This window comes from Paraburkholderia sabiae (assembly GCF_030412785.1).
Lineage (GTDB): Bacteria > Pseudomonadota > Gammaproteobacteria > Burkholderiales > Burkholderiaceae > Paraburkholderia > Paraburkholderia sabiae.
In genome coordinates this window covers 4,237,865-4,262,546 of record NZ_CP125295.1, presented here as the reverse complement: position 1 = coordinate 4,262,546, position 24,682 = coordinate 4,237,865, and the positions used below count along the sequence as shown (strand labels likewise).

General features: G+C 61.9%; 24 protein-coding genes and 1 pseudogene. 17 read left to right on the top strand and 8 right to left on the bottom strand.

Going from position 1 to position 24,682, the window contains the following annotated elements; genetic code table 11:
• Positions 1–87 precede the first annotated feature (87 nt).
• From QEN71_RS19165 to QEN71_RS19130, 8 genes are all read left to right on the top strand, one after another.
• Complete coding sequence (locus tag QEN71_RS19165; RefSeq protein ID WP_201650569.1) at positions 88–1,380, top strand: glycosyltransferase family 4 protein; 1,293 nt, start codon at positions 88–90, stop codon at positions 1,378–1,380.
• A gap of 64 nt (positions 1,381–1,444) precedes the next feature.
• The gene (locus QEN71_RS19160; protein WP_201650570.1) at positions 1,445–2,065 is read left to right on the top strand and encodes a D-glycero-alpha-D-manno-heptose-1,7-bisphosphate 7-phosphatase; all 621 of its coding nucleotides are present in this window, start codon (positions 1,445–1,447) and stop codon (positions 2,063–2,065) included.
• Complete coding sequence (locus tag QEN71_RS19155; protein WP_201650571.1) at positions 2,062–3,267, top strand: glycosyltransferase family 9 protein; 1,206 nt, start codon at positions 2,062–2,064, stop codon at positions 3,265–3,267. The genes QEN71_RS19160 and QEN71_RS19155 overlap by 4 nt, the downstream gene beginning before the upstream one ends.
• A gap of 5 nt (positions 3,268–3,272) precedes the next feature.
• Positions 3,273–5,039 (top strand): carbamoyltransferase family protein, encoded by a 1,767-nt coding sequence (locus tag QEN71_RS19150; protein ID WP_201650572.1) that lies wholly within the window; start codon positions 3,273–3,275, stop codon positions 5,037–5,039.
• Between the two features lie 65 nt (positions 5,040–5,104).
• Positions 5,105–6,085, top strand: a complete 981-nt coding sequence (locus QEN71_RS19145; RefSeq protein ID WP_233471806.1) for a glycosyltransferase — start codon at positions 5,105–5,107, stop codon at positions 6,083–6,085.
• Complete coding sequence (locus QEN71_RS19140; RefSeq protein WP_201650574.1) at positions 6,082–7,221, top strand: glycosyltransferase family 9 protein; 1,140 nt, start codon at positions 6,082–6,084, stop codon at positions 7,219–7,221. Before QEN71_RS19145 ends, QEN71_RS19140 begins: the two co-directional genes overlap by 4 nt.
• A complete protein-coding gene (locus tag QEN71_RS19135; protein WP_201650575.1) occupies positions 7,211–8,167 on the top strand; it encodes a glycosyltransferase family 4 protein in 957 nt (318 codons plus the stop codon). The genes QEN71_RS19140 and QEN71_RS19135 overlap by 11 nt, the downstream gene beginning before the upstream one ends.
• A 22-nt stretch (positions 8,168–8,189) precedes the next feature.
• Positions 8,190–9,212, top strand: coding sequence for a UDP-glucuronic acid decarboxylase family protein (locus QEN71_RS19130; protein ID WP_201650576.1), 1,023 nt, complete (start codon positions 8,190–8,192; stop codon positions 9,210–9,212).
• Here QEN71_RS19130 and QEN71_RS19125 read toward each other — a convergent pair.
• From QEN71_RS19125 to QEN71_RS19115, 3 genes are all read right to left on the bottom strand, one after another.
• The gene (locus tag QEN71_RS19125) at positions 9,197–10,147 is read right to left on the bottom strand and encodes an NADP-dependent oxidoreductase (RefSeq protein WP_201650577.1); all 951 of its coding nucleotides are present in this window, start codon (positions 10,145–10,147) and stop codon (positions 9,197–9,199) included. The genes QEN71_RS19130 and QEN71_RS19125 overlap by 16 nt on opposite strands.
• A 49-nt stretch (positions 10,148–10,196) precedes the next feature.
• On the bottom strand, positions 10,197–11,333 hold the full coding sequence (locus tag QEN71_RS19120; RefSeq protein WP_201650578.1) for a glutathione-independent formaldehyde dehydrogenase: 1,137 nt from the start codon (positions 11,331–11,333) through the stop codon (positions 10,197–10,199).
• 118 nt (positions 11,334–11,451) lie between these two features.
• Positions 11,452–12,486: a flavodoxin family protein gene (locus tag QEN71_RS19115; protein ID WP_201650600.1), complete on the bottom strand. Its 1,035-nt coding sequence runs from the start codon at positions 12,484–12,486 to the stop codon at positions 11,452–11,454.
• Positions 12,487–12,732: 246 nt separating this feature from the next.
• Between QEN71_RS19115 and QEN71_RS19110 the strand changes: the two genes are divergently transcribed.
• Positions 12,733–13,674, top strand: a complete 942-nt coding sequence (locus QEN71_RS19110; RefSeq protein WP_201650579.1) for a cation diffusion facilitator family transporter — start codon at positions 12,733–12,735, stop codon at positions 13,672–13,674.
• 90 nt (positions 13,675–13,764) lie between these two features.
• Here QEN71_RS19110 and QEN71_RS19105 read toward each other — a convergent pair whose 3' ends face one another.
• Positions 13,765–14,043 (bottom strand): hypothetical protein, encoded by a 279-nt coding sequence (locus tag QEN71_RS19105; RefSeq protein WP_233471803.1) that lies wholly within the window; start codon positions 14,041–14,043, stop codon positions 13,765–13,767.
• Between the two features lie 176 nt (positions 14,044–14,219).
• Here QEN71_RS19105 and tnpA point away from each other — a divergent pair, with 176 nt between their 5' ends.
• The 4 genes from tnpA to QEN71_RS19085 all read left to right on the top strand — a co-directional run bounded on the left by tnpA (position 14,220) and on the right by QEN71_RS19085 (position 18,176).
• Entirely contained in the window at positions 14,220–14,702 is a 483-nt protein-coding gene (tnpA, locus tag QEN71_RS19100) for an IS66-like element accessory protein TnpA (protein ID WP_233472249.1), read from the top strand.
• Complete coding sequence (gene tnpB / locus QEN71_RS19095) at positions 14,699–15,043, top strand: IS66 family insertion sequence element accessory protein TnpB (protein ID WP_201662951.1); 345 nt, start codon at positions 14,699–14,701, stop codon at positions 15,041–15,043. Before tnpA ends, tnpB begins: the two co-directional genes overlap by 4 nt.
• Before the next feature lie 30 nt (positions 15,044–15,073).
• Positions 15,074–16,660: an IS66 family transposase gene (gene tnpC, locus QEN71_RS19090; protein WP_201662954.1), complete on the top strand. Its 1,587-nt coding sequence runs from the start codon at positions 15,074–15,076 to the stop codon at positions 16,658–16,660.
• A 682-nt stretch (positions 16,661–17,342) separates the two neighbouring features.
• The gene (locus tag QEN71_RS19085) at positions 17,343–18,176 is read left to right on the top strand and encodes an alpha/beta fold hydrolase (protein WP_201660584.1); all 834 of its coding nucleotides are present in this window, start codon (positions 17,343–17,345) and stop codon (positions 18,174–18,176) included.
• Between the two features lie 75 nt (positions 18,177–18,251).
• On the opposite strand, the gene QEN71_RS19080 is transcribed toward QEN71_RS19085, so the two are convergent.
• The 4 genes and pseudogenes from QEN71_RS19080 to QEN71_RS19065 form a co-directional block, all read right to left on the bottom strand.
• Positions 18,252–18,530 carry an HU family DNA-binding protein gene (locus tag QEN71_RS19080; protein WP_201660587.1) on the bottom strand — a complete coding sequence of 93 codons (279 nt, stop codon included), beginning with the start codon at positions 18,528–18,530 and terminating at the stop codon, positions 18,252–18,254.
• 128 nt (positions 18,531–18,658) lie between these two features.
• A complete protein-coding gene (locus QEN71_RS19075; protein ID WP_201660589.1) occupies positions 18,659–19,255 on the bottom strand; it encodes a hypothetical protein in 597 nt (198 codons plus the stop codon).
• Between the two features lie 147 nt (positions 19,256–19,402).
• Positions 19,403–19,654, bottom strand: a pseudogene (locus QEN71_RS19070) (SDR family oxidoreductase); the annotation flags it as partial.
• A gap of 54 nt (positions 19,655–19,708) precedes the next feature.
• Complete coding sequence (locus QEN71_RS19065; protein ID WP_201660592.1) at positions 19,709–19,906, bottom strand: hypothetical protein; 198 nt, start codon at positions 19,904–19,906, stop codon at positions 19,709–19,711.
• Between the two features lie 329 nt (positions 19,907–20,235).
• Here QEN71_RS19065 and QEN71_RS19060 point away from each other — a divergent pair, with 329 nt between their 5' ends.
• From QEN71_RS19060 to QEN71_RS19045, 4 genes are all read left to right on the top strand, one after another.
• Complete coding sequence (locus tag QEN71_RS19060; RefSeq protein ID WP_201660595.1) at positions 20,236–20,718, top strand: NUDIX hydrolase; 483 nt, start codon at positions 20,236–20,238, stop codon at positions 20,716–20,718.
• A 595-nt stretch (positions 20,719–21,313) separates the two neighbouring features.
• The gene (locus QEN71_RS19055; protein WP_201660598.1) at positions 21,314–23,035 is read left to right on the top strand and encodes a Na/Pi cotransporter family protein; all 1,722 of its coding nucleotides are present in this window, start codon (positions 21,314–21,316) and stop codon (positions 23,033–23,035) included.
• A 54-nt stretch (positions 23,036–23,089) separates the two neighbouring features.
• On the top strand, positions 23,090–23,677 hold the full coding sequence (locus QEN71_RS19050) for a pyridoxamine 5'-phosphate oxidase family protein (RefSeq protein ID WP_233472128.1): 588 nt from the start codon (positions 23,090–23,092) through the stop codon (positions 23,675–23,677).
• Positions 23,678–23,732: 55 nt separating this feature from the next.
• Positions 23,733–24,170 (top strand): GNAT family N-acetyltransferase, encoded by a 438-nt coding sequence (locus QEN71_RS19045; RefSeq protein ID WP_201660604.1) that lies wholly within the window; start codon positions 23,733–23,735, stop codon positions 24,168–24,170.
• Positions 24,171–24,682: the final 512 nt, after the last annotated feature.

Genomic DNA, 24,682 nt, shown 5'->3' with positions numbered 1-24,682 from the left:
ACACCGTCGCGCGCTGCGCGACGCTTCACGCGGTAGGCGCAGCGCCATTCCGATCAACCGTCATAGTCCGTTTGCAAAGGGACCACGATGAAAATAGCGATCATTAGCGAGCACGCGTCTCCCCTGGCCGTTGCAGGCGGAGTCGACAGCGGCGGCCAGAACATCTATGTCGCGAATGTCGCGCGTCAGTTGCAGCGAAGCGGCCATCAGGTCGATGTCTTCACCCGGCGCGATCGCGCGCTGCTGCCTGCCATCTCCAACATGGACGGCGTCCGCGTGATCCACGTGCCCGCCGGTCCGCCGCTGCAACTGCCGAAAGAACAGTTGCTGCCCTATATGGGCGCGTTCGCCGATTTCCTGATCGGCTTCTTTCGCCGCGAGCGCACGCCGTATCACGTGATCCATGCGAATTTCTTCATGTCAGGACTCGCGGGCCTGAAGGTCAAGCGCGCGCTCGGCATTCCACTAGTCATGACGTTTCACGCGTTGGGCCGCGTGCGCCGCCTCCATCAGGGAAGCGATGACGGCTTCCCCGACGAACGCTTTGCGATCGAAGACGAACTGGTCAGGCATTCGGATGCCGTCATCGCCGAATGTCCGCAGGACGAGGCCGATCTGATCGAGCTGTATCACGCCGACCCCGAACGCATCGACGTCGTGCCGTGCGGTTTCGATGCCGAGGAAATCCATCCCGTGAACCGCGATGAAGCGCGCAAGGCGCTCGGCTGGCCGCGCAAGGCGTTTGTCGTGTTGCAGCTCGGACGCATCGTGCAACGCAAGGGCATCGACAACGTGATTCGCGGCGTCGGCGTGATGCATGAGCGGCATGGCGTCGATGCGCGGCTGTATGTTGTCGGCGGCAACTCGGATACGCCGAACGAGATCGCCACGCCTGAAATCGCGCGGCTGCGCGGCATTGCCTGCGAAGCCGGCGTCGAGCAGGCGACGACCTTCGTCGGGCGACGCGGACGCGAGCATCTGCGCGAGTTCTACAGCGCGGCGAACGTGTTCGTGACGACGCCGTGGTACGAGCCGTTCGGCATCACGCCCGTCGAAGCGATGGCGTGCGGCACGCCCGTGATCGGCGCTGACGTGGGCGGCATCCGCTTCTCGGTGAAGCACGGCGAGACCGGCTGGCTGGTGCCGCCGCGCGATCCCGCCGCACTGGCGATGCGGCTCGCGGCGTTGCAGCGCGACCCTGCGCTCGCGCGCCGCATGGGCGAAGCGGGACTCGCACGCGCGCAGGCGCATTTCACATGGAGCGGCGTCGCGGAATCGTTGAAGGCGATCTATGGACGCGTGGCCGATGTGAACACGGTCCAGGCCAGCAGCAACACCGCCGATGCCTTGCGTTCGGCAGCGGGAGGCGCGGCCGGGTAGTGGACCCTGAGCGACCCGAGCGACCCGAGCGTCGTCGCCCGCACATCAACCAACTGAGGTTCCCATGTCCGTTCCACCCGACACGCAACGAAAGGCAGCCGTCTTTATCGACAAGGACGGCACGCTGATCGAAGACGTGCCTTATAACGTCGATCCGCAACAGATGCGCTTCGCGCCCGGCGCGTGCGAAGCGCTCGCCGAGCTTGCGTGCTGTCCGTTCACGCTGATTGTGATCAGCAATCAGAGCGGTGTCGCGCTGGGGCGCTTCGAGATCGGCGCGCTGAGCGCCGTCGAAGCGAAGCTGCATGAGATGTTCGCGTCATGCGGCGCGACGCTCGACGGCGTGTACTGGTGTCCGCATCATCCCGAAGGCCGCGTCGCCGGGTACTCGCAGGCATGTGACTGCCGCAAGCCCGCGCCCGGCATGCTGCTGCGCGCCGCGCGCGAGCATGACATCGACTTGCACGCGTCGTGGTTCGTCGGCGACATCCTCGACGATGTCGAGGCGGGCAACCTCGCAGGCTGCAAGACGATCCTGCTCGACAACGGTCACGAAACGGTATGGCGCCGCTCGCAATCGCGCATGCCGACTGCGTATGCGCGCGACCTGCATCGCGCGGCGCTGATGATCCTGCACAGTCACGAACGCTGCAACGCCACCGATGCGTCGAGGCGGGCCGCATGATGAAGCATCTGGCGCTGCTGGCACAGCCGACCGCCGCGCATGCGACCGTCGCGGCTACCAAACCGCTCGCGCCGTGGGGCGATGACGTCAAGCGCATTCTTTGCTTGCGCACGGACAATCTCGGCGACGTGCTGATGACGACGCCCGCATTGCATGCGTTGCGCACCGCCTATCCCGATCGTCACCTGACGTTGCTGACGTCGCCCGCGGGCGCAGCCGTCGCGCCGTTTCTCGCCGACGTCGACGACGTTATCCGCTACGACGCGCCGTGGACGCATATTCGTCCGCCGCGCACGCATCCCGCCGATCTGGCCATGCGCGCGCTGCTCGAAGAACGCCGGTTCGACGCCGCCGTGATCTTCACCGTCTATAGCCAGAACCCGTTGCCCGCCGCGACGATGTGTTATCTCGCGGGCATTCATCGAAGGCTTGCGCGCTGCCGCGAGAACCCGTATTCGCTGGTCAACGACTGGCTGCGCGAGACGGAACCCGAACAGGGCGTGCAGCATGAGGTCGAGCGCCAATTGACGCTCGTCGGCGCGGTCGGCGCGACGACGAACGAAACGCGCATGCGCATGCAGTTGCGCGATATCGACCGCAAGACCCTCGCGGCCACGCTCGAGCGACGCGGCATCGACGCCGAGATGCCGTTCGCTGTCATGCATCCGGGCGCGAGCGCCGAGTCGCGCCGCTATCCGGCCGAGCGCTTCGGAGAAGCCGCCGCGCGCCTCGTTCGCGCGACGGGCATCAACGTGCTGGTGACGGGCAGCACGGGCGAAGCATCCCTCGTGCGTGCGTTGATCGACGCGGCAGGCCCATCCGTTCGACCGTTCATGCATGACCTGACGGATGCATTCGAGCTGGGCGCGTTTGCCGCGCTGATCGAGCGCGCGACAGTCGTCATCTCGAACAACAGCGGGCCGGTGCATATCGCATCGGCGCTCGGCGCGCCCGTCGTCGATCTGTATGCGTTGACCAATCCGCAGCACGCGCCGTGGAAAACGCCGCATCGCGTGCTGTTCAACGACGTCGAATGCCGCTGGTGTTATCGCAGCGTCTGTCCGCAAGGGCATCACGCGTGTCTGCGGGACATACCGTCGATCGAGGTCGCCAACGCGGCGCTCGAACTGATCGACGAAGCGCGCCAGCCGACGCGCCGCATGCAGACCATCCCTCACCGAATCGCCACTCATACGGAATGACGTTCATGTACACACTGGGAATCAACGCCGTCTATCACGACAGCGCTGCCGTGCTGATACGCGACGGCGTCGTACTGGCCGCCGCCGAAGACGAGCGCTTCACGCACGTCAAGCATGCAAAGCGCCCTGTGCCGTTCTCGACCTGGCAACTGCCGTTCGATGCGATCGACTATTGCCTCGGCATGGCGGGCATCGAACTGAAGGATGTCGATCACGTCGCGTACTCGTACGATCCGTCTTTGTTCGCGGGCATGCCGAAAGAGCCGCGCGCGACCATCGAACTGCCCTTCGATCCCGCGCACCACAAGCTGACCAACCCGTCGCAATCGCCGTGGGACCCGCTCTTTCTCAGCTATATCGCGAATGCAAAAGCGCAGCTGCTGGACGGCGCGCCGCATCATCTGTCGAAGCGCTTCAAGGGCGTGGATCGCGACGACTGTTTCAAGTGGCATTTCGTCGATCATCATCTCGCTCACGAAGCGAGCGCCTTTCTCGCGAGTCCGTTCGACGACACCGCCGTGCTCACGATGGACGGCCGCGGCGAAGGCGTGACGACCAGCATGGGACAGTTCGTCAACGGCACGTATGTGCGGCTACGTCAGGTCGAATTGCCGCATTCGCTCGGCCTGCTCTATGAAGCCGTCACGGCATGGCTCGGCTTTCTGCACTCGTCGGATGAGTACAAGGTGATGGCGCTCGCGTCGTATGGCCAGCCCGTCTATATCGATCAGTTCCGTGCGATCGTCAGGGTGAGACAGGACGGCACCTATACCGTCGATGCGCCGCGTCTGGTCGAGCGCTTCGGTACGGCGCGCGAACGCGGCGGGCCGCTCGAACAACGGCACTTCGACATCGCGAATTCGCTGCAATGCGTGCTCGAGGAAACCGTGCTGCATCTGGCGCGCTGGCTGCATCACCAGACGGGTTTGACGCGCCTGTGCATGGCGGGCGGCGTCGCGCTCAACTGCGTGATGAACTCCAAGATCCGCGACCTGGGACCGTTCGACGAAGTGTGGGTCCAGCCCGCAGCGGGCGACGCCGGCACGGCGCTCGGCGCGGCGCTGTGGACCGACTACCGCGAACGCGGCGACAAGACGCGGCACTGGGCGATGAATCACGCCTATCTCGGTCCCGAGTATGGTGACGACGAAATCGAGCGCTTCCTGAAGTGGTCGAAGATTCCGTATCGCCGCGCGCGCGATGTCGTCAGCGAAACGGCCGACATGCTCGCCGCCAACAAGGTGATCGGCTGGTACCAGGGACGCACGGAGTTCGGACCACGTGCGCTCGGCGCGCGTTCGATCCTTGCATCGCCCGTCGATTCACACATGCAGGCGCGGCTCAACGAGATCAAGGACCGCGAAGATTTCCGCCCCGTCGCGCCCGTCGTGATGGAAGAACATGCGGCCGACTGGTTCGTCGGCGGGCAGCGTGCACCGTTCATGCTGTTCGTCTTCGACGTCCGCGAAGAACAGGCGGCGCGCATTCCCGCTGTGCGGCACGTCGACGGCACGGCGCGCGTGCAGACGGTGAACCGCGAACAGCACGCGCTCTATTACGATCTGCTCGACGCGTTCCGGCAACGCACGGGCGTGCCGGTGCTCGTCAACACATCGTTCAATACGCGCGGCGAGCCGATGGTCAATTCTCCGCGCGATGCCGTCGAGTCGTTCTGGACCTCGCCGCTCGATGCGCTCGTGATCGGGCCGTTCATTGTCGAGAAGACGGGTTCTGCCGTATCGGCTGCGTCGTCGATGGAGGCCGCAACATGAACGTGCGCGCGTTCGCCGCCACCCAAGCCCGGCATGCCGGTGCAAGCGTCATCGCGAACGGATGGATGGTGTTCGATATCACCGTCGTCGTACCGACTTATCGACGGCCGGCGATGCTGGAAACCTGCCTGAACGCGCTCGCCGCGCAGGACTTCGATGCGACGCGCTATGAGATCGTCGTGTGCGACGACGGTCCCGACGACGCGACGCGAGCGGCCGTCGAGCGTTTCGCGCTGCGCTGTGCCGGGCGCGACGGCCCAGTGGTCGAGTACGTGCCCGTCACCGACACGCAAGGCCCAGCCGGCGCGCGCAATGCGGGCTGGCGCGCCGCGCGCTCGCCGCTGATCGCCTTCACCGACGACGACACGATTCCCGATCCGCACTGGCTCACGGCGGGCGCCGCCGCGCTCGCCACGGGTGCGGACGCGGCAGCGGGCCGGATCGTCATGCCGTTGCCCGATGCGCCCACCGACTACGAACTCGACGCAAGCGGCCTCACGCGCGCGGAGTTCGCGACGGCCAACGCGTTTATGCGCCGTTCGCGGCTGGTCGCGATGGATGGCTTCGACGAACGCTTCACGTCGGCATGGCGCGAGGACTCGGACCTGCAATTCGCCGTGCTGCAGGCGGGCGGCCGCATCGTGCAAGCCGCCGATGCCGTTGTCGTGCATCCCGTGCGCCCCGCGCGCTGGGGCGTGAGTCTGTCGCAGCAGAAGAAGAGCCAGTTCGAGGCGCTGCTATATCGCAAGCATCCCGCGCTGTACCGGCAGCGGATCGACGCGGGGCCGCCGCTGCGCTACTACGCGATCGTCGCGAGCCTGTTGTGCGGCGTCGTTGCCGCGCTCGCGGGACACGCTCTGATCTGCGCGGCGGCGTTCGTTCTGTGGTGTCTGTTGACGGCGTCGTTCTGCATCGCGCGTCTGCGTCACACGCGCCGCGACGCGGCGCATATCGCCGAAATGGCGTGGACGTCGATGCTGATTCCGTTCCTCTCGATCTACTGGCGCCTGCGCGGCGCGATTCGCTACAAGGTGTTCTTCCTGTGAGTTCCTTTCTCGAACGACTCGATCCGCAGCGCATCGTTATCTTTCGCGCGCTGCAACTCGGCGACATGCTGTGCAGCGTGCCCGCGCTGCGCGCGTTGCGACGCGCGGCACCGCACGCGCATATCGCGTTGATCGGCTTGCCGTGGGCGCGCACATTCGTCGACCGTTATCCCGATCTCCTCGATGAGCTGATCGTGTTTCCGGGCGCGACCGGCTTTCCCGAGCAACGCGAAGACGATGGCGCGCTGCCCGCGTTTATCGACGCAATGCGCGAGCGACGCTTCGATCTCGCGATCCAGCTGCACGGCAGCGGCGGCATCGCGAACGATATCGTGTGCCGATTCGATGCGCGCGCGAACGCTGGCTTCGTCCAGCACGACGAGATCCAGCGCCCCGGTTGTTTCATCGAATGGCCCGATACCCTAGCCGAGCCGCATCGCTATCTCGCGCTGACGAACGCGATGGGCGCGCCGTGCGAAAGCGATGCGCTCTCGTTCGATCTGACCGCGCAGGACATGGCCCATTACGCGACGCTGGTGGCTGAGCACGGAATCGAAGCGCACCGGCTGGTGCTCGTGCATCCCGGCGCGCAATTGCCGTCGCGGCGCTGGCCCGTTGCACGCTTTGCGGAAGTCGCCGATTCGCTCGCCGCCGATGGCTGGCAGATCGCCGTTACGGGCACGGCCGCTGAAGCCGAATTGACGGGCACCGTGCTCGGCCTGATGACGGCGCCCGCGCTGCATCTGGCAGGTTCGACTTCATTGGGTTCGCTGGCCGCGCTGGTCGAGCAGGCGCGGCTCGTCGTCTGCAATGACACGGGCATTTCACATATCGCAGCAGCGATGCGCGCGCCGAGCGTCGTCGTTGCTTCAGGCAGCGATACGTTGCGCTGGGCGCCGTTAAATCGCACGCGGCATCGCGTGCTGGCGGACTATCCGCCGTGCCGCCCCTGCTCGTTTCGCGTGTGCCCTTACGGACACGAATGCGCGCTCAACGTGACGGTGACGCAGGTGGTCGGCGCGGCTCGTGCGATGCTTGCGCGCGATCTCGGCGCGCGGCCCGCCGCGCCCTGCCTGCTGCATGAACACGGCGCGATCGTCGTGCCCATCAGAGAGGAGGTTCGCCATGTTGCATAGCAGTCGCAGGCTGCGCGTGCTGACCTGGCATGTGCACGGCAACTATCTCTACTATCTGACGCAAGCGCCGCACGAATTCTATCTCGTCACCAAGCCGGGCAATCCGCCCGGCTATGCGGGTGCGAATGGCGTGCTGCCGTGGGGCGGCAACGTGCATGAAGTCGATATCGACCAGGTGGCGTCGGAGGAATTCGACGTCGTGCTGTATCAGCATCGCCAGCATTGGGAACATGACCGCGAGCGCGTGCTGTCCGCTGCGCAGCGGCGCTTGCCGCGCGTCTACGTCGAGCATGATCCGCCGATGGAAAACCCGTATGAGCAACGGCATTGGGTCGACGATCCCGACACGCTGCTCGTGCACGTCACGCCCTTCAACCGGTTGATGTGGGAGTGCGGCGCGACGCCGACGCGCGTCATCGAACATGGCGTGGTCGTGCCCGAGGGCGTGCGATACGTCGGCGAACACGAACGCGGCATCGTCGTGGTGAATCATCTCGCGCAGCGCGGACGGCGACTCGGGGTTGACGTGTTCAATAAGATGCGCTCGCGCGTGCCGCTCGATCTCGTCGGCATGGACGCGCAAAGCTGCGGCGGCATCGGCGAGATCGGCAATCTGGAACTGGCCGGGTTTATCGCGCGCTATCGCTTCTTTTTCAATCCGATCCGCTGGACGAGCCTCGGCCTCGCGATCGTCGAGGCGATGACGATCGGCATGCCGATTGTCGGACTCGCGACGACGGAATTGTCGACGGTGATCCGCAACGGCGAAAACGGTTTCATTCACACGGACCCGGACCTGTTGGCCGACGCGATGCAGTTGCTGCTGCGCGACCCGTCGCTCGCGCGCGTGCTGGGCGAAAACGCGCGGCGCACGGCACGGGAGCGCTTTCATATCGACCGCTTCGTACAGGACTGGCATGAAGCACTGACACAGGTGACGGCATGATTCTTGGCACAGGAGCAACACGATGAAAGAGGTATCGCGCAAACGCATACTCGTGACGGGCGGCGCCGGGTTTCTCGGCTCGCATCTGTGCGAACGGCTCGTCACGCAAGGCCATGACGTGCTGTGCGTCGACAACTTTTACACGGGCACCAAGGACAACATCGCGCACCTGCTCGATTGCGCGAACTTCGAACTGATGCGGCATGACGTGACATTTCCGCTCTATGTCGAAGTGGACGAAATCTATAACCTGGCGTGTCCTGCGTCGCCCATTCATTATCAGCACGACCCCGTGCAGACCACGAAGACGAGCGTACACGGCGCGATCAATATGCTGGGCCTAGCGAAGCGCGTCGGAGCGCAGATCTTCCAGGCGTCGACCAGCGAGGTCTACGGCGATGCGCGCGTGCATCCTCAGAAAGAAGACTACTGGGGTCACGTGAACCCGATCGGCCCGCGTTCCTGCTATGACGAAGGCAAGCGCTGCGCGGAAACGCTGTTCATGGATTATCGCCGCCAGCATGGGCTAGAAATCCGCATTGCGCGCATCTTCAACACCTACGGGCCGCGCATGCATCCCGCCGATGGCCGCGTGGTATCCAATTTCGTCATGCAGGCGCTAAGCGGCGAACCGCTGACGGTGTACGGCGACGGCTCGCAGACGCGCTCGTTCTGTTTCGTCGACGACATGATCGAGGCGTTCGTCCGCCTGATGAATTTGCCCGAGTATCCCGATGGTCCCGTCAATCTCGGCAATCCGCATGAAGTGTCGATGGTGGAAATCGCGCAACGCGTCGTCGAGATCACGGGGTCGTCGTCGGCGATCGAGTTTCGCCCGCTGCCCGTCGACGATCCGTGGCATCGACAACCGGACATCGCACGCGCGAAGCAGCTGCTCGCGTGGGAACCGCACACGTCGCTCGACGACGGTCTCGCGCAAACGGTCCGCTATTTCGCGGCACTGCTGCAGTCCGCTTCAGGCGCGCGAGCCGAAGCGGGGGCCACGGCGTCAAGCGCCTTCCGTTCGATTCAGCCCGCCGCGTGAACCACGATCTTTCCGTGCACATGGCCGCGCTCGACACACGCCAGTGCGGCGGGCACTTCATCGAACGCATACTGCCCTGACACGACGACGCGCACCGCGCCGTCGTCGATCAGTTCACCGATGCGCGCGAGCGCCTTGCCATCGGGATGCGCCGTATAGCGCATCGCCGTTGCGCCGTGTTCGGCCGCCTTGATCTGCGATGGTTCGTTGAGCGTGGAGACGAGTCGCCCGCCCTTGCGCAACACGTTCCATGAGCGCTCCTGGGTCTCGCCGCCGACCATGTCGTAGACGAGATCCACCTCGCACACGGCCGCTTCGAACTGCTGCGTCCGGTAGTCGATCACGTTGTCGATGCCGAGCGACTGCACGAAATCGATCCCGTCGCCCGACGCCGTGACCCACACCTTCGCGCCCTTCAGCTTCGCGAACTGCGCGGCGAAATGTCCGACGCCGCCCGCGCCCGCGTGGATCAGAACGCGCTCATCGGCTTCGAGCATGCCGTGTTCGAACAGGCCCTGCCAAGCGGTCAGCGCCGCGAGCGGAACCGCGCAGGCCTGCCGGAAATCGAGCGTGCTGGGCTTTCGCGCCAGCGCCGCCTGATCGACGACGACATATTCGGCATGCGCACCCGGCCCCTGCCCGATGAACGCGTACACTTCCTGGCCCGCCTTCCAGCCCGCGACGCCGTCACCCGTTCGAGCAATCACGCCGGCGAAGTCGCGGCCCAGCGTATAGGGCAACGCGTCCTCGCGTATCAGCGGATAGCGGCCTTCGCGCGTCTTGATGTCGACGGGATTGACGCTCGACGCGAGCACCCTGACGAGCAGCTCGCCCCGGCCTGGCTGCGGCACGGCGATCGAGTCGGCTTCGAGTACTTCGGGACCGCCGAAGCGGTGGATGCGGAACGCCCGCATCGTATCGGGGACTTCGGACATGCTCTGCTCCTGCAATGTTCGCGCGGTTGAACCGCGCGGGTCGTTCGCTTCACGCCGCCGTCTTCAGCACGACCTTGGTCCAGCCGTCCTTGCGCGCATCGAAGTTCTCGTAGCCTTCGGGCGCCTTGTCGAGCGGCAGTTCGTGCGAGACGATCTGCGAGGGCTTCACCTTCCCCGCTGCAATCAGGTCGCGCAGCTTGCGGTTATACGCCTTCACGTTCGCCTGCCCCGTCGCCATGTGCTGGCCTTTCATCCAGAACTGGCCGAAGTCGAATGCGAGCTGGCCTTTCTTCATCAGCTCGTCGGGCGAGCCTGGATCTTCCGCGACGAACACGCCCACGACGCCGATGCCCCCCGTCGGACGCACGGCCTTCACGAGATTGTTCATCGTCAGGTTCGGCACTTCATGGCCCTTGCAGCCGCATTGATAGCCGACGCACTCGCAGCCGCGATCGGCACCCTCGCCGCCCGTCAGTTCGAGCACACGCTCGGCGGAATGGCCGTCGCTGTCGTCGATGGGAATCGCGCCCAGCTTCTCGGCCAGCTTCAACCGATCGGGATGCGAGTCAACCACCATGATCTTGCTCGCGCCCTTCAGGTTCGCTGAAATGGTCGCCATCAGCCCGACAGGACCTGCACCGTAGATCACCACGCTATCGCCTGCTTCGACGCCGGCGAGCACCGTCGCGTGATAACCCGTCGGGAAGATGTCTGAGAGCATGACGTAGTCGTTTTCCTTTTCCTCGGCATCGGGCGGCAGCAGCAGGCAGTTGAAATCGCCGAACGGCACGCGCAGATACTCTGCCTGTCCGCCGCTGTACGGCCCCATGCCAGCAAAACCATAAGCCGCGCCAGCCACGCCCGGATTCGCAGTGAGGCAAAAGCCGGTGAGACCGCGCTCGCAGTTCTTGCAAAAGCCACAGCCGATATTGAACGGAAGGCAAACCCGGTCGCCGACCTTGACGCGCTCGACCGCACTGCCAACTTCGGTCACGACGCCAAGATTTTCATGGCCGAGAATCCGCCCGCTCTCCATGTTCGTCCGGCCTTCATACATGTGCAGATCGGAGCCGCAAATATTGGTGGTGGTGATCTTCACGAGCACGTCGGTCGGCTTCTCAATGCGCGCGTCCGGCATGTCCTTGACAACGACTTTCCGCGGCCCCTCATAAACGAGTGCTTTCATTGAATGCTCCAGTGAGAATGAAAAAGTGGATTTCGCGCCGCAGAGAAGCGCAAGCGCTGAACGACAACATCGTTCGAGCATCCATCGTTCCTATCGCGGGTAGAAGCAACGCTAGACGTTACTTCGCGCGCGGTGGCGTCAGCGCATCGTCGGGGCGACGCAGCGTCCCCTCGCGAATCGCCGTCACCGCATTGATGACTGCGCGCGCAACGTTGTCCGTTTCCGCCTGCATGCCCTTGTCCTCGTCGAGTGCGTCGTGGCTGGTCGCATACGGGGCGTAATAGTTGATGTACCGGTCCAGACGCGCCTGCGCGCCCGCTTCGATGAACCCCATCCAGTCGAGCCAGTCGGCGAGCGCCGCGCGCGAACCTTCGATGCCCGCGACGTCGCCGTGCACGACAAGTCCATAGGCGCGGCCCTTCAGATGCTTGGGATAAGACCAGCCTTCGAGTTCGAGCTGTTTCGCGCGTTGCGGATCCTTGCCTTGCGTCGAAGACGGATCGGCGTTGCCGCCGTCCGCGCAAACCAGCCTGTCGATCATCAGCTTCAGCGCACTCGGCGACTGATACCAATAGACGGGCGTCACAATCACGACGCCATGACACGCAGCGAATCGCTCGTAGATTTCGTTCATCCAGTCGTTGACCTGCCCGAGCGAATGATTCGGATAGCAGCTGCACGGCCAGTGACACAACGGCATTGCCGTCGACACGCACGCTTTGCACGGATGGATGTGCAGGTCGTGATCGGATGAAAGCAGTGAGAGGTCGAGAAAATCGACGTCGAAACGTGCGTCCGTGGCGATCGCCTCTACGCGCTTCGCAAGACGAAAACTTTTCGACATTTCGCCGGGACACGTATAGTCGTTACGCGTCGACGCGTTGATGACGAGCACGCGCGAACGCGTCGAGGGATTCTGCTGGTGCTCCTGTGCGGCCTTAATGCGCTGCGCGGCCTCGCGCCATTCGACGGACAGATCGTAGTCAGGATCCACGTAGCCCGCACCAGCCTTTTCGGTGACGGGCGCCTTGCGGCCCTGCGCGTAAGCCTCCCATGCGATCTCTTCCAGCCGCCCGATCGCCACGTCCTCGATGCGAAAGGCCGGGTCGTAGAACCGCGCGTTGAAGCGGACACGAAACGCTTCGCGCGACATTTTCTCTGTCACCTGCCCTTTTCGCACGACCGGTTGGTCGTCGTTGTGCTCCGCCGATTTCGAGTTCGCCACGACCGCGTCTCCCGTCGTCAATGACTTGACCAATGACGGCTCCGGGCAAGCGCCGTTCCCGTAACGTCAACGAGCACGGCACCGCTTCTTTCTTCCAAACGGCTCTCGACGGCCTGCTTCTTGCTGCTGAAACTCTTCTAAAAGTCGAGAGCATCGAAAAATGGAGGGCGGGTCATGAACGCGGAGTCCCGTCGGCAAGGACCATCTGCGCCACGCGCGATCTATTACGCCCTCGCGTCGAATATTGCCGTGGCCGCGTGCAAGTTCGGCGTCGCTTTCTACACCAATTCCGGATCCGCACTCGCCGAAGCCGTCCATTCCAGCGCCGACTGTCTGAACCAGCTTGTCCTGCTCGTCGGCCATCGTGCGGCGCGCGCAACGCCCGACGAACAACATCCGTTGGGCTTCGGTCGCGAGACTTATGTCTATGGAATGTTGGTGGCGATGCAGCTTTTCATCGTCGGCGGCGTTGCCTCGATGGTGATCGGCGGGTATCGGGCAGCCCACCACTCGCAGCTTGAACATCCTCTGCTGGCGGTTTGCGTATTGTGCGTGTCCGGCGTGATCGAGGGATTGGCGCTACGAGCCTCCATCCGCACCATCGAGCCTGGGCATCGCGCCAAGGGACTGCTGCACTGGTTCAAGGAAAGCGGCCGTCCGTCCGTGATGCTCGCGGTCAGCGAGGATATCGCCGCAGTCGCGGGTGTGCTTGTCTCCCTGATCGCCATCGGCCTTGCCATGCTCACTGGAAATCCGGTTTACGATGCGCTCGGCAGTGTCGGTGTCGGTCTTGTCCTGACGGCGACGGCGCTGTTCTCGATGAAAGAGATCAAATCGTTACTCGTGGGCGAAGCGGCGCACCGGCATGTACGCGACGAGATGTGTGCCTGGCTGAACGAACGCAGCGAAGTTCGACGCATTGTCAGCCTGATCGCGCTGAAATGGTCGGACGATCTCGTGATCGCGATTCAGGCGGAACTCGAACCACACGCGAGCGCGAGCGAACTGGTTCGCACGATAGACCGTATTGAAAACGGGCTGAGGGAGCGCTTCCCTTCCGCGAAATGGATATTTTTCGAGCCCGAACTGCTCGAACACGGCCGCAACCCGCTTTAGCAACTATCAAGAGTAAAGTCCTGAGCCTCGCCGGCGTAACGGGCGAGACGGGACGAATTGCATGGCGGCTCGGCGTGTCGAATTGCTTCGTCATTGCCCTTTAGTATCGCTACTAGCGTCGGCACCGGGCATGTTCGTTGAATCAGTAGCGGGCGCTTTCCTGGACTTGTGATGCTTAATGTGTTTGCCCGACATTGCTCCCGACGCGGGCTCGCCTCCTGTGGTAGGCCCCGCAGTTGCAGCGCCATGTGCGTTACCCGATCCCGTCCCGCCATTGCCGTTCCCGCCAGCACCTTGCGCAGATATGGCACAGGTGAGAGCGAGGAATGGAACCGCAAAAATAAGCTTGCGTTTCACGTGTTTCTCCATTGCGTTCGTGGAAATCCAGTCGATACCCCGTTGCTTTCGGAGTGACATCAGTCAGCGCAAACGATGTGCCATCCGGTTGTCCATCGGAGTGACGTTCATGCTGCTCTTCGGGTCTTCCACTTGCTCGACGCCAGTGAACCGGATAGAGGTAAGCGTCTCGCAGTGGCCGTTCTGGCGTGCTGATTGAGGTTTTGGGTAGTTTGGTATCCACCAATTTAATGGTGGATACCAAAGTGGACAAGACGTGGGGCGTTGGCGCCGCAGACGGCGCACATAAGCGGCCGAACTTTCCGACCGAGTTCAAACGGCAACTGGTTGAACAATCTTTTGAGCCGGGCGCGTCGGTGGCATTGATCGCGCGCAGCAACGACATCAATGCGAACCTGTTGTTCAAATGGCGACGGCATTATCTGGAAGGAGAGTACGGTTTGCCAACGCTTCCGGAGGGCGTAACGCCGAAGCGCGCATCGGAGGTGCCGTCGCTGTTGCCTGTGGATGTCGTCGCTGAGGCGGCAGAACATAAGCCACCGATGGCAGTCGATATAGCACGGTCGCCAGAGGATCTTTGCGAGATCGAGTTCGACCGTGCACGCTTGAGGGTTCGCGGCAACGTGTCACCGGATATGCTGCGGCTGCTGATCCGGGAGCTATCCCGATGATCGGCCTGCCGGCAGGCACTCGCATCTGGATCGCCGCAGGCGTCACCGACATGCGTAGTGGTTTCCCGGCTCTTGCCGCGAAGGTGCAAGCGGCACTCGAAGAGAATCCGCTCGGCGGCGACGTGTTCATTTTTCGGGGACGTCGCGGCGATCTGGTAAAAATTCTCTGGGCAACCGATGACGGACTATGGCTTCTGGCGAAGCGGATTACCCGTGGGCGTTTTGTCTGGCCCCAGGCTGATGGTGGCAAGATCTATCTCACGTCGGCGCAGCTGTCGATGTTGCTGGAAGGCATCGATTGGCGACAACCCCGTCGTACGGCCGCATTGTCGATGTTGTAAACCGCATCGAAGGCTCGTAAACTGCAGCGCATGCCCGATCATGCGCCACTTCCGGACACCGTTGCCGAGCTCCAGGCCCTGGTGCTCGAGCAGCAGGCGTCGATGGCAAAGATGCTGCAGGAGATTGCCGACCGCGACCGGGAGATTGTCGAACGGGACCAGGAGATCGAGCGCCTGACGGCCCAGATCGACAAGCTCAGGCGTATGCACTTCGGTCGCAAATCCGAGCAACTTGAGCGGCAGATCGATCGGCTCGAAACCCAACTCGAGGATCTGGCAGCGGGCAGCGGCGTCGCCGATGTCCGCCGTGCGCGCGCTCGTGCATCAAGTTCAGGCGTGTCTGCGCCATCCCCGCAGGAAGCCTTGCCGCCCCACCTGCCGCGCGAGGAGCGCGTGCTCGAGCCCGCCTCGATCTGCCCGAAGTGCGACAACGCCATGGAACTGCTCGGCGAGGACGTGTCCGAGCAGCTCGCACGCGTCACGGCGATGTTCAAGGTCATCCGCACGATCCGTCGCAAGCGGATCTGCACCGGTTGTGGACATATCGTGCAACTACCCATGCCGGGGCTGCCGATCGAGCGCAGCATCGCGCATCCGAGCTTGCTGGCTGAGATCATCGTTGCGAAGTATGCGAACCACACGCCGCTGTATCGGCAATCCGAGATCGCGGCGCGCGACGGCGTACGTCTCGATCGGGCCACCATGGCACGCTGGGTCGGGCAATGCGAAGAACTCTGCCGACTGCTGACTGAAGCGCTGCGTCGCTACACAATGGCGAGTGCGAAGCTCCACGCGGACGACACGCCGATCCCGGTGCTCGCACCCGGGAACAAGAAGACCAGGACCGGTCGGTTGTGGGTCTACGTGCGCGATGATCGCCGCTCAGGTTCGAGCGAACCCGCTGCTGTCTGGTTCGCGTATTCGCCGGACCGAAAAGGCATCCACCCCCAGACCCATCTCGCCGGATTCGAAGGCGTCCTTCAAGGGGACGGCTATGCCGGCTTCAACGAACTGACCGAAAGCGGCAAAGTTCGCCTGGCTTCTTGCTGGGATCACGCGCGTCGATATCTCTTCGACGTCCATGAGACAGCGCCGTCGGAAACCACGAAGCAATGGCTCGACATGATTGGCGATCTCTACGAAATCGAGGCTGCTATCCGCGGCAGACCACCTGATGAGCGGCGACGCGTCAGGCGAGAAAAGACCAGCCCGTTGCTCGTGGCTCTCGAGAAGTCGATGAAGGAGAAACTCGCCACTCTCTGGCCAAAGGCACCACTGGTCGAAGCGATCAACTACTCTCTGAACCGATGGGATGGCCTCACACTGTTCTGTGACGACGGCCGTGTCGAAATCAGCAACGTGCTTGCCGAAAATGCCTTGCGCTGTGTGGCCCTTGGTCGGCGCAATTTTATGTTCGCGGGCTCCGACAGCGGTGGTGAGCGAGCCGCCGCCATGTATGGCCTGATCGGCTCGTGCAAGTTGAATGGCATCAACCCACGCTCCTATCTGGAATACGTGCTTACGCACATCGCCGATCACCAGGCCAACCGCATCGACGAATTGTTGCCCTGGAACGTCGCGAAGCATCTCCCCCTATCTACACCTGCCTCGCTTTGATCCCTGCTGGCAGCAGCGCGATACGCCTGCCGCGTCCTTCGACGCTTGTCCAGAGAATTCTCAACGGCTCCCACGCGACGCTTACGGATAGAGAGGATGACAACCATGAAGCAATCGACGCTTACTGCTGTCGTGTGTCGGGCCGATCCCCGCAGTGCGCACGCTCAGATGCTGCTTGATGAACTGAGTGCGGCGCTCGCCCTCTCTACTGGGACGGCGGACAGTCCCTGTTCGATATCGAGGATGCGTGTTCGGCGCGCGGCGGCTTTGTCATAGCGCGGACGTCAAGCGGCGCTGCAATCGGCTGTGGAGCATTCCGCATTCCGAAGGCACCACTACGGCGTTGCGGAGCTCAAACGAATCTACTGCCGGCCGGAATACAAAGGAGTTGGAACGGCAATCGTCCAACGCCTTGAACAGGAAAGCATCAACGCGGGATACGGGGCACTCATCGTCGGTACGCGCGCATCGCCGCGCGATCGCTATGTACGAACGCAACGGTTATCAACCCACTGGACCATTCGGATTCTATGTCAATGTCTCGGACGCCCGTTGCTTCATCAAGCTGATGTAGACCGTGGACGACGGCAGGACGGAGACATGGTCGCGTCATTTACGGCCACGTGAACCTCCATTGACAAACGCGCGGCATTTAGACGGGCAGTCTGGCGGTGACTTGGGCATGGTGCTGGCTACCGATCAGATACCAGAAAAACTCGAGTTGCCGAAAAACATGCGCAAAATACGGATCAAGGACAGAAGCATAGTCTATGACATCATGGGCACAGGAGCCGTTACGGTCCTGCTGGAGACGGGGATTGGCGCAGAAAGTGCCGAATGGTCCTCCGTTGCCTGTACTCTGGCAAACCACGCGCGAGTGCTTGTCTATGACCGCGCCGGTCGAGGAGCAAGTGAACCGGCATGCGGCGCACGCGACGTTCAGGACGTGCAAAGCGACCTTTGCACACTGATTGGAGCGACCGACCTGAGTCCACCGTTTGTCGTCATTGGACATTCGTTCGGCGGAGTGCTGGTTCGCGCGTTCGCCAGAGAGCATCGACGGGAAGTACTTGGTCTGGTGTTAGCGGAATCGATGCATCCCAGACAGTTCGATTGCCTCGGCCCGTTGTTCCCCTCTCCAACGGAGTCCGATCCGAGAGCGCTCGCCCGTATGCGCTCATTCTGGCAGGGGTCGTGGAAACGTACGGATTCAACCCGAGAGCATCTCAACCTTACAGGGGCACTCGACAAAGATCGCATGTGTGCCGGTTCTTTCGGCGACCTGCCCATCCGCGTACTCAGTGCCGCTTCATTCCTGTCTGCGCCTAACATCGCGGACGAAAAGACCAGGCGCGCGTTACAGTCGCAATGGGATCGGCTTCAGCGAGACTTTCACGAGCTCTCCAGCGCGACGAAAGCGGTGTATCTGGAACAAAGCGGGCACTTCGTTCAACGCGATCAGCCTACGGCAATCGCGAATGCCGCGCTCGAACTGATTGCCGTCGCCGGTCATTGACGCGCATCGTCCTCGCCAGCCGGCAGGCACGATTCTGTCGGCGTCAGCCTGCCATCGCCTTGCAGGACGTTCACCTCACGTAGCGTTGACCGCATCCTTGAACGATTTGCCAGCCGTGAACTTCACGGTCCTGGCCGCAGGAATGGTGATGGCTTCGCCCGTAGACGGGTTACGCCCGGTGCGTTCGGCGCGCGCGCCCGTCGAAAACGATCCAAAACCAATCAGTTGAACGGTATCGCCCCGTGTCACTGCGGCAGCTACGACTGCGAAAATCGCATCAATAGCTTCGCCTGTGCTGGCTTTGTTTTCGCCGGTTTCTGCGGCGACCGCATCGATGAGTTCCTGCTTGTTCATGCGCGAGCTCCATTTCGTAAAATGCCCGCTTTTGCGGACAAGGACGCACACCCTAACTCATCCGCGCTACGCCTGGCAACCTGTGCAGACACAGCACTGCATCAACCGGACTTCTTTGGCTGCGCGAATCAAGACAGCGGCTCTTGATGTGCTCTCGCTTCGATGCTTGAGCCTTCAGCGTCTATAGCGTCGAGAAGTCGCGTCAGCCCAAGAGGCTTTTCGACGATCCTATCGACGCTTTCAATGAAATTCGCAGCCCGGTTTGGCCAGACCATCGCGATAATTCGTGGTTTTGCTGGCAAGCCGTCCAAGGACTTTGTAAACCGAAAAGCGTCATCGACCGAATGCTCGCCGACGTCGACTAACAGGGTCTGGGATCCGGGCGAAGATGCGTCAGCGTACCAATGACCGAAGCCGCAGGTGACCGCATGCAGAGTCCGATGCACATACAGCAACGCGGCAATGGATTCTCTGATATGTACATCTTCTCCTATGATTGAAACAGTCGTCGGTTTCGATCCGGGCAACGACGTTATCGCCGCCGTGCGAAGACGCAACTGACAACAGATATACTCGATCCGCGCCTGCTCGTACCGGCGACGCGCCCTCGCAAGCGCTTCCTCCGATGCTTCGATGGTCCTCTCCAAACGCATAATCTCGTCAGTAGCTTTCCCCAGCACGGTACACGCGGCGTCGAAGGCAGCCTTATCGTCCTGCGTGATCATTTGACAGTCGAGAGCATGTGAACTGACCTCCGATACCAGTCAAAGCCGACGTGCACCCATCCCGCTCGCTGCGTGTGGTTGAGTGCAGAGGCGGCACGTTTTCGCTACATATAGGTTAGCTATACTCGAGACCGCACTCGCATGAACCTATAGAATCGGCGCGCCGCCAGTTACGGCGATCGTCGCGCCAGACACATAGCTCGCTTCATCGGTCGCGAGCATGACGTACGCTGGCGCGAGTTCGACTGGTTGACCGAGCCGCTCCATTGGCACCTTCTTTCCCAAGTTTACGACCTTATCTTCTGGCATGGTTGAAGGAATCAGCGGCGTCCAGATTGGCCCCGGCGCAACGCAATTGACGCGAATTCCCTGCTTTGCGAGAAACTGAGCGGGGCCCCCAGGCCGGGCGCTCCGGGTGGCCCGCCCGACCGGTGATCGCGTAGAATCGCGCCGTTACGCGCGGTATCGCACGTTGCGTCCAGCCGTTGACATGATCGCCCTCACCATTAACAAACCGGCTGGCGTCAGCGCCAGACGTTCGATGCCGTCGTCACACCGTTGCCGCGAGACAAGCTGTTGCTGCAGCAGTGCATTGAGATCGGTGTGGTCGAGGTCGATCGATTCGGTCGCACTCTTGATGAGAAGCAACATGGAAAGCTCGTGTGGACTCAGCATTGCCGTCTCCTCGAATTGTCCGTTTCATCGTTTGCCGAGTCTCTTGGCGCATCCGCCATCGTCATTCGGCATCCGCAGCTTCATCGATCATCAGTGCCAGCGACGATAAATGCCCTAGTGTGCAGTGAGCCTACGGTACACATATGCAAAAGTTAAGATTCGTCGTCCGTTCAGAAAGGATGGGTTTCGTACGGGCGGGCAGATCAAGGATCTGCCGGCGTCGCAGAAGCGACCATTTCGATTTGACTACGTGACAGGACCGACGGCACGTGGACTGCTACTCCCAAGTCATGGAGGACAGGCGAATGAAGCACCGCGCGACCGTTATATGCATAAGAGACGAGCGGATATTGCTCGTCGCAAAGCGGAGAGGACGATGGGCATTACCAGGAGGCAGCCGCAAATGCCGGGAATCGCTTTCGGCTGCTGCCATACGGGAATTGCAGGAAGAGACGCAACTGTCTGCACTGCGCGTCGATTACCTCTTCCAGTTCTGGGGAGCCCGCACTCGACACTTCATATTCGTCGCTCATCTGCCGCCCGGCGCGCAGCCAAAGCCGGGCAACGAGATAGCACGGTGCCGATGGGTCGGATTTCAAGGTGTTACGCGCCTGCCGGCCAGCATCTCGACCAAGGGAATCTCGCTCTACATATCGCGGGTGCCTTCCCTGCTCAGACATGCACGTCTTCGCAACGGCGAGGACCCGAGTGTCAGTGCCCAACCGCTGGAGGCGCACGACGTCTCCCATGACGTCGATGAGTCAATGGAGCGAGTCGATGGACCGTGACGGGCGCCGATCATGCGCAAGACATCGAGGCTGATGACGTGATCTTGCGGAAGCGATGTTCTGCCAGTCTAAAACGTAGCCGGCTCATTTCGGAAAGAACCAAGGCGGACAACCGGCCCGATGCTCACAGAGCCAGTAGTAGCAGGCTGCCTGGTGCGATCCGAAGTCGTCGCCACGCTTATGAAGGCAACCGATCCACCGGACGACATCGTCCATGGAAGGCGCGGGGCCTGGCGTTCCCCAGAGTACTTCCACCAGATAGCGGTCCACTTCCTCCGGCGTTCCACTAATCAAAACTGCCGGAAGCACTTGGAAGTTCGCGTTTCGTCTATTCACAGTAGTGATGCGCTGTGTATGAAGAACCTATTGTGATTTGCCTCAATACTTTCTTCAATGGGCGTCGTGTGTCAGTAAACCCTCATTGCAGCGCCGCAGGCACCCATTGCAAGCATCTGTCGCGCTGTTCCTGGTCCACTTTTCCTCTCGAGACAAATGCGCGCGTTGCAGAAGCAGGCGACAGGCCCTTTGTATGCTGCGCCAGATATAAGTAAAAGGTTGACGCGAAACTGAAGCTCGCCGATAAAGGAAGAAAACGTTGTCGCTTACGCTGCTAGACCTCGCTGGCTCCGTCGCCTTGCTCCTATGGGGAACCCATATGGTTCAAAGCGGCATTCAGCGCGTATTTGGTGCCGGGCTTCGTACACTTCTCGGACGTGCCCTGCATGGGCGGTTTTGCGCTTTCCTTGCGGGGCTGGGCATCACTGCGATCCTTCAGAGCAGTACGGCCACTGGTCTCATGACAGCGGGACTGGTCGCGGCTGGGCTTGTCGAGACTGTTCCAGCGCTCGCAGTGATGCTGGGCGCGAACGTCGGCACGACGCTGATCGTCCAGGCCTTGTCGTTCGATGTTTCGGCTGCGTCGCCAGCGCTGATCCTCGTCGGCGTTCTGATGTTCCGCAAGGCGGCGAACACTCGCACGCATGATCTTGGCCGAACCTTGATCGGCCTGGGTCTGATGCTGCTCGCGCTACACCAGTTGCTTCGCCTGATGATGGATCAGGACGATGTGTCCATTCTCAGTACGCAGTTGCACGCGGCGTCGAGTGCACCGCTGCTGAACGTCCTGGTCGCGGCGGGCTTGACGTGGGCGACGCATTCGAGCGTTGCCGTCGTTCTTTTCATCATGTCGCTCTGTGCACAAAACGTGGTCCCGCCAGATGCCGCCTTCGCGCTAGTCCTCGGAGCCAATCTCGGTACCGCGATTAACCCGGTGCTGGAAGGAACGCAGTCGACTGACCCGGCAGCGAAGCGCCTGGCCATCGGCAATCTGCTATCGCGAGCAACCGGCGTCGTGATCGCGATGGCAGCGCTCGACCCGATCGGCCGCGCCATGGTTACCATCGAACCGGATAACGCGCGGGTCGTCGCGGATTTTCATACTCTCTTCAATCTGATCGTTGCTGGGCTGTTCATGCTGGTCCTCTCTCCCTATGCCGCACTGTTGGCGCGGTTGCTGCCTCAGCAGGAACGCAGCGCCGATCCGGGACAACCGCTGTACCTGGACCCAATGTCGAGGCAATTTCCGGTCGTGGCGCTTGCCAATGCGGCGCGTGAAGCGCTTCGACTAGCGGATGTCCTGGGCGATATGCTGGCAGGCGCACGGGCGGTACTCTCGAATGGCGATCGCAGGCTGGTCACCGAAACCCGCCAGCGCGACGACATACTGGATAGCCTCAATGCGGCGATCAAAACCTACCTCACATCACTCGATCCCGAGCAGTTAACCGACGACGATCGGCAGCGTCTGAACGAGATACTGACTTTCGTCGTAAATATCGAGCAGGCGGGCGACGTCGTAGATCTCAATCTGCTTCCGCATGCGACCAAACGAGTGAAGCGTCGGCTTGCGTTTTCGAAGGAAGGCGAGGCCGAATTGCTCGATATGCTGGACCGTCTGACCGTCAATCTGCGAACCGCCGCGTCGTTGCTCATGACGCAGGATGCACGTATCGCCCGGACGCTTGCCGATGAAAAGGTGACATTCCGCGCAGCGGAGTCCGCGGCGACCGCTGCACATTTCGAAAGGTTACGCTCGGGTCGTCTGGACACCGCGCAGACCAGCGCAATGCATCTCGACCTGCTCTGCGATATGAAACTCATCAATTCGCATATCGTTGCGGCTGCTGCGTACCCGATCCTGGAGCGTGATGGAGTGCTGCTGGTGAGCCGGATCGCGGCGAACGACTCGTACCCGTCGCTGGACAAAGATTTATCGACGGGCGAATCGTCTTCTCGGCTGCCCCTCCAAAGCCGCTAGACTTGCGTGTCGACAGTCTGTCTCCAACATGAACCCAAGGCCGGCTTGAAAGGAATGGACTCGGTGAACCTCGAACAGATCTATGACCGAATTTGGGATTGCCTCGCTGCCGCGGTCCGCGAAGAAAATAATCCGTTCAAGGTGATGCAGGCGGCGACGGTCAGCTTCGGCGGCTGCCCGAACGTGCGCACAGTGCTACTTCGGAGCGTAAGTGAACCGAAGAACCTGCTCACTTTCCATACCGACCTGCGCTCGCCGAAGATTGCAGAATTAAGCGATGAGCCGCGCGTCGCGCTGGTAGGCGTCGACCCTGTTCACAACCTGCAACTCCGCGTGCTCGGCGTAACGCGGATCGTCCGCGACGGGCAAGCGCGACTCGATGCGTGGAGGTCCAGTCCCGACCATGACCTGATCGAATATCGGACGCGCCTCGCACCTGGAACGCCTGTGAGCCGGCCGGACGATGCGCTCGACGAGACACGCGATGCCCCTGATCCGGACGAAGGTTTCAAGCATTTCTGCGTCGTTGAGGTGAGCCCCACCAGCCTGGATTGGCTGAATCATTCGACACCGGATCGTCAATGGCGCGCGCGCTTCGTTCGTCAGGGCGACATCTGGCACCGCAGCTGGATCGCACCCTGAATATGCACGCGATGCCGGCTTTGGGATGCATCAACAAGTTTGAGGACGAGGAAAAATGACAACTTCTACTCGCTCTACCGCCGCCATAACCGTTCGACGGCTTTCTCCCACCGAGTGGCCAATCGCATTTCCTGTGATGGCTGAGCTCCGCTCGTTGGACGAAATGGCGTTTCTTCGGGCCGTTGCTCAACAATCGTATTCCGGCTATGAACTGCTCGGCGCGTTCACAAACGGAAAGCTGATCGGATTGCTGGGTATGCGGCCTGTTCACACCTTAGCGAGAGGGGCGTTCCTGTACGTTGACGACCTTATCGTTGCTGACAGCCACCGGGGAAGCGGCGCGGGTCATGCGTTGATGGACTATGCAGAAGCGGATGCACGCGCGCGCAACATGAACTGGGTATTTCTCGACGCCAAGCCCGACGCGGTCGCATTCTATGAGCGACGCGACTATGTCTCGCACCCGGCTCCTTCCATGAAGAAGGCGGTCTAGTCGCCGCATTCGTTCGACCCACCCGTTCTATGCGTGGATGCGCTTGACGAATTCACGCGATTCGTCGCCAACGCGCCTCTCGGCGTTGTGCGTCGATGGATCGCGGCATGTCGTCGCGGTGGGGCGCTTTCCCGTCCCACAACAGGCGGATTTCGACGCAGATGCATCAGAGGCGATCGCGTATGCGCAGTGAGCGCTGGATTGTGCGGCGATGCTGCCACTGCACACGCAGCAGACCATACAGTGCATCTAGAAAGGCGCCCCCGGTTTCACGGGACGCCGCTTGTCGCAGGGTCTGCAGGCGCAGCCGCTGTTTGCGGATCTGGTCCAGGGGGCACGTATCCACAGCGTCGACATGACCAGGTGACGGTGCTGCATGCTCGCCGGCTGCCGATCCATGCGCATCTCTCCCGTGATGGATGAAACGAGTATATGTCGCCCACCCTGTGTGCACCCGTTCAGAAATGCTACAGAAACGGGAAAATCTGGCGGTCGATGCCAGTCGTCGGGGG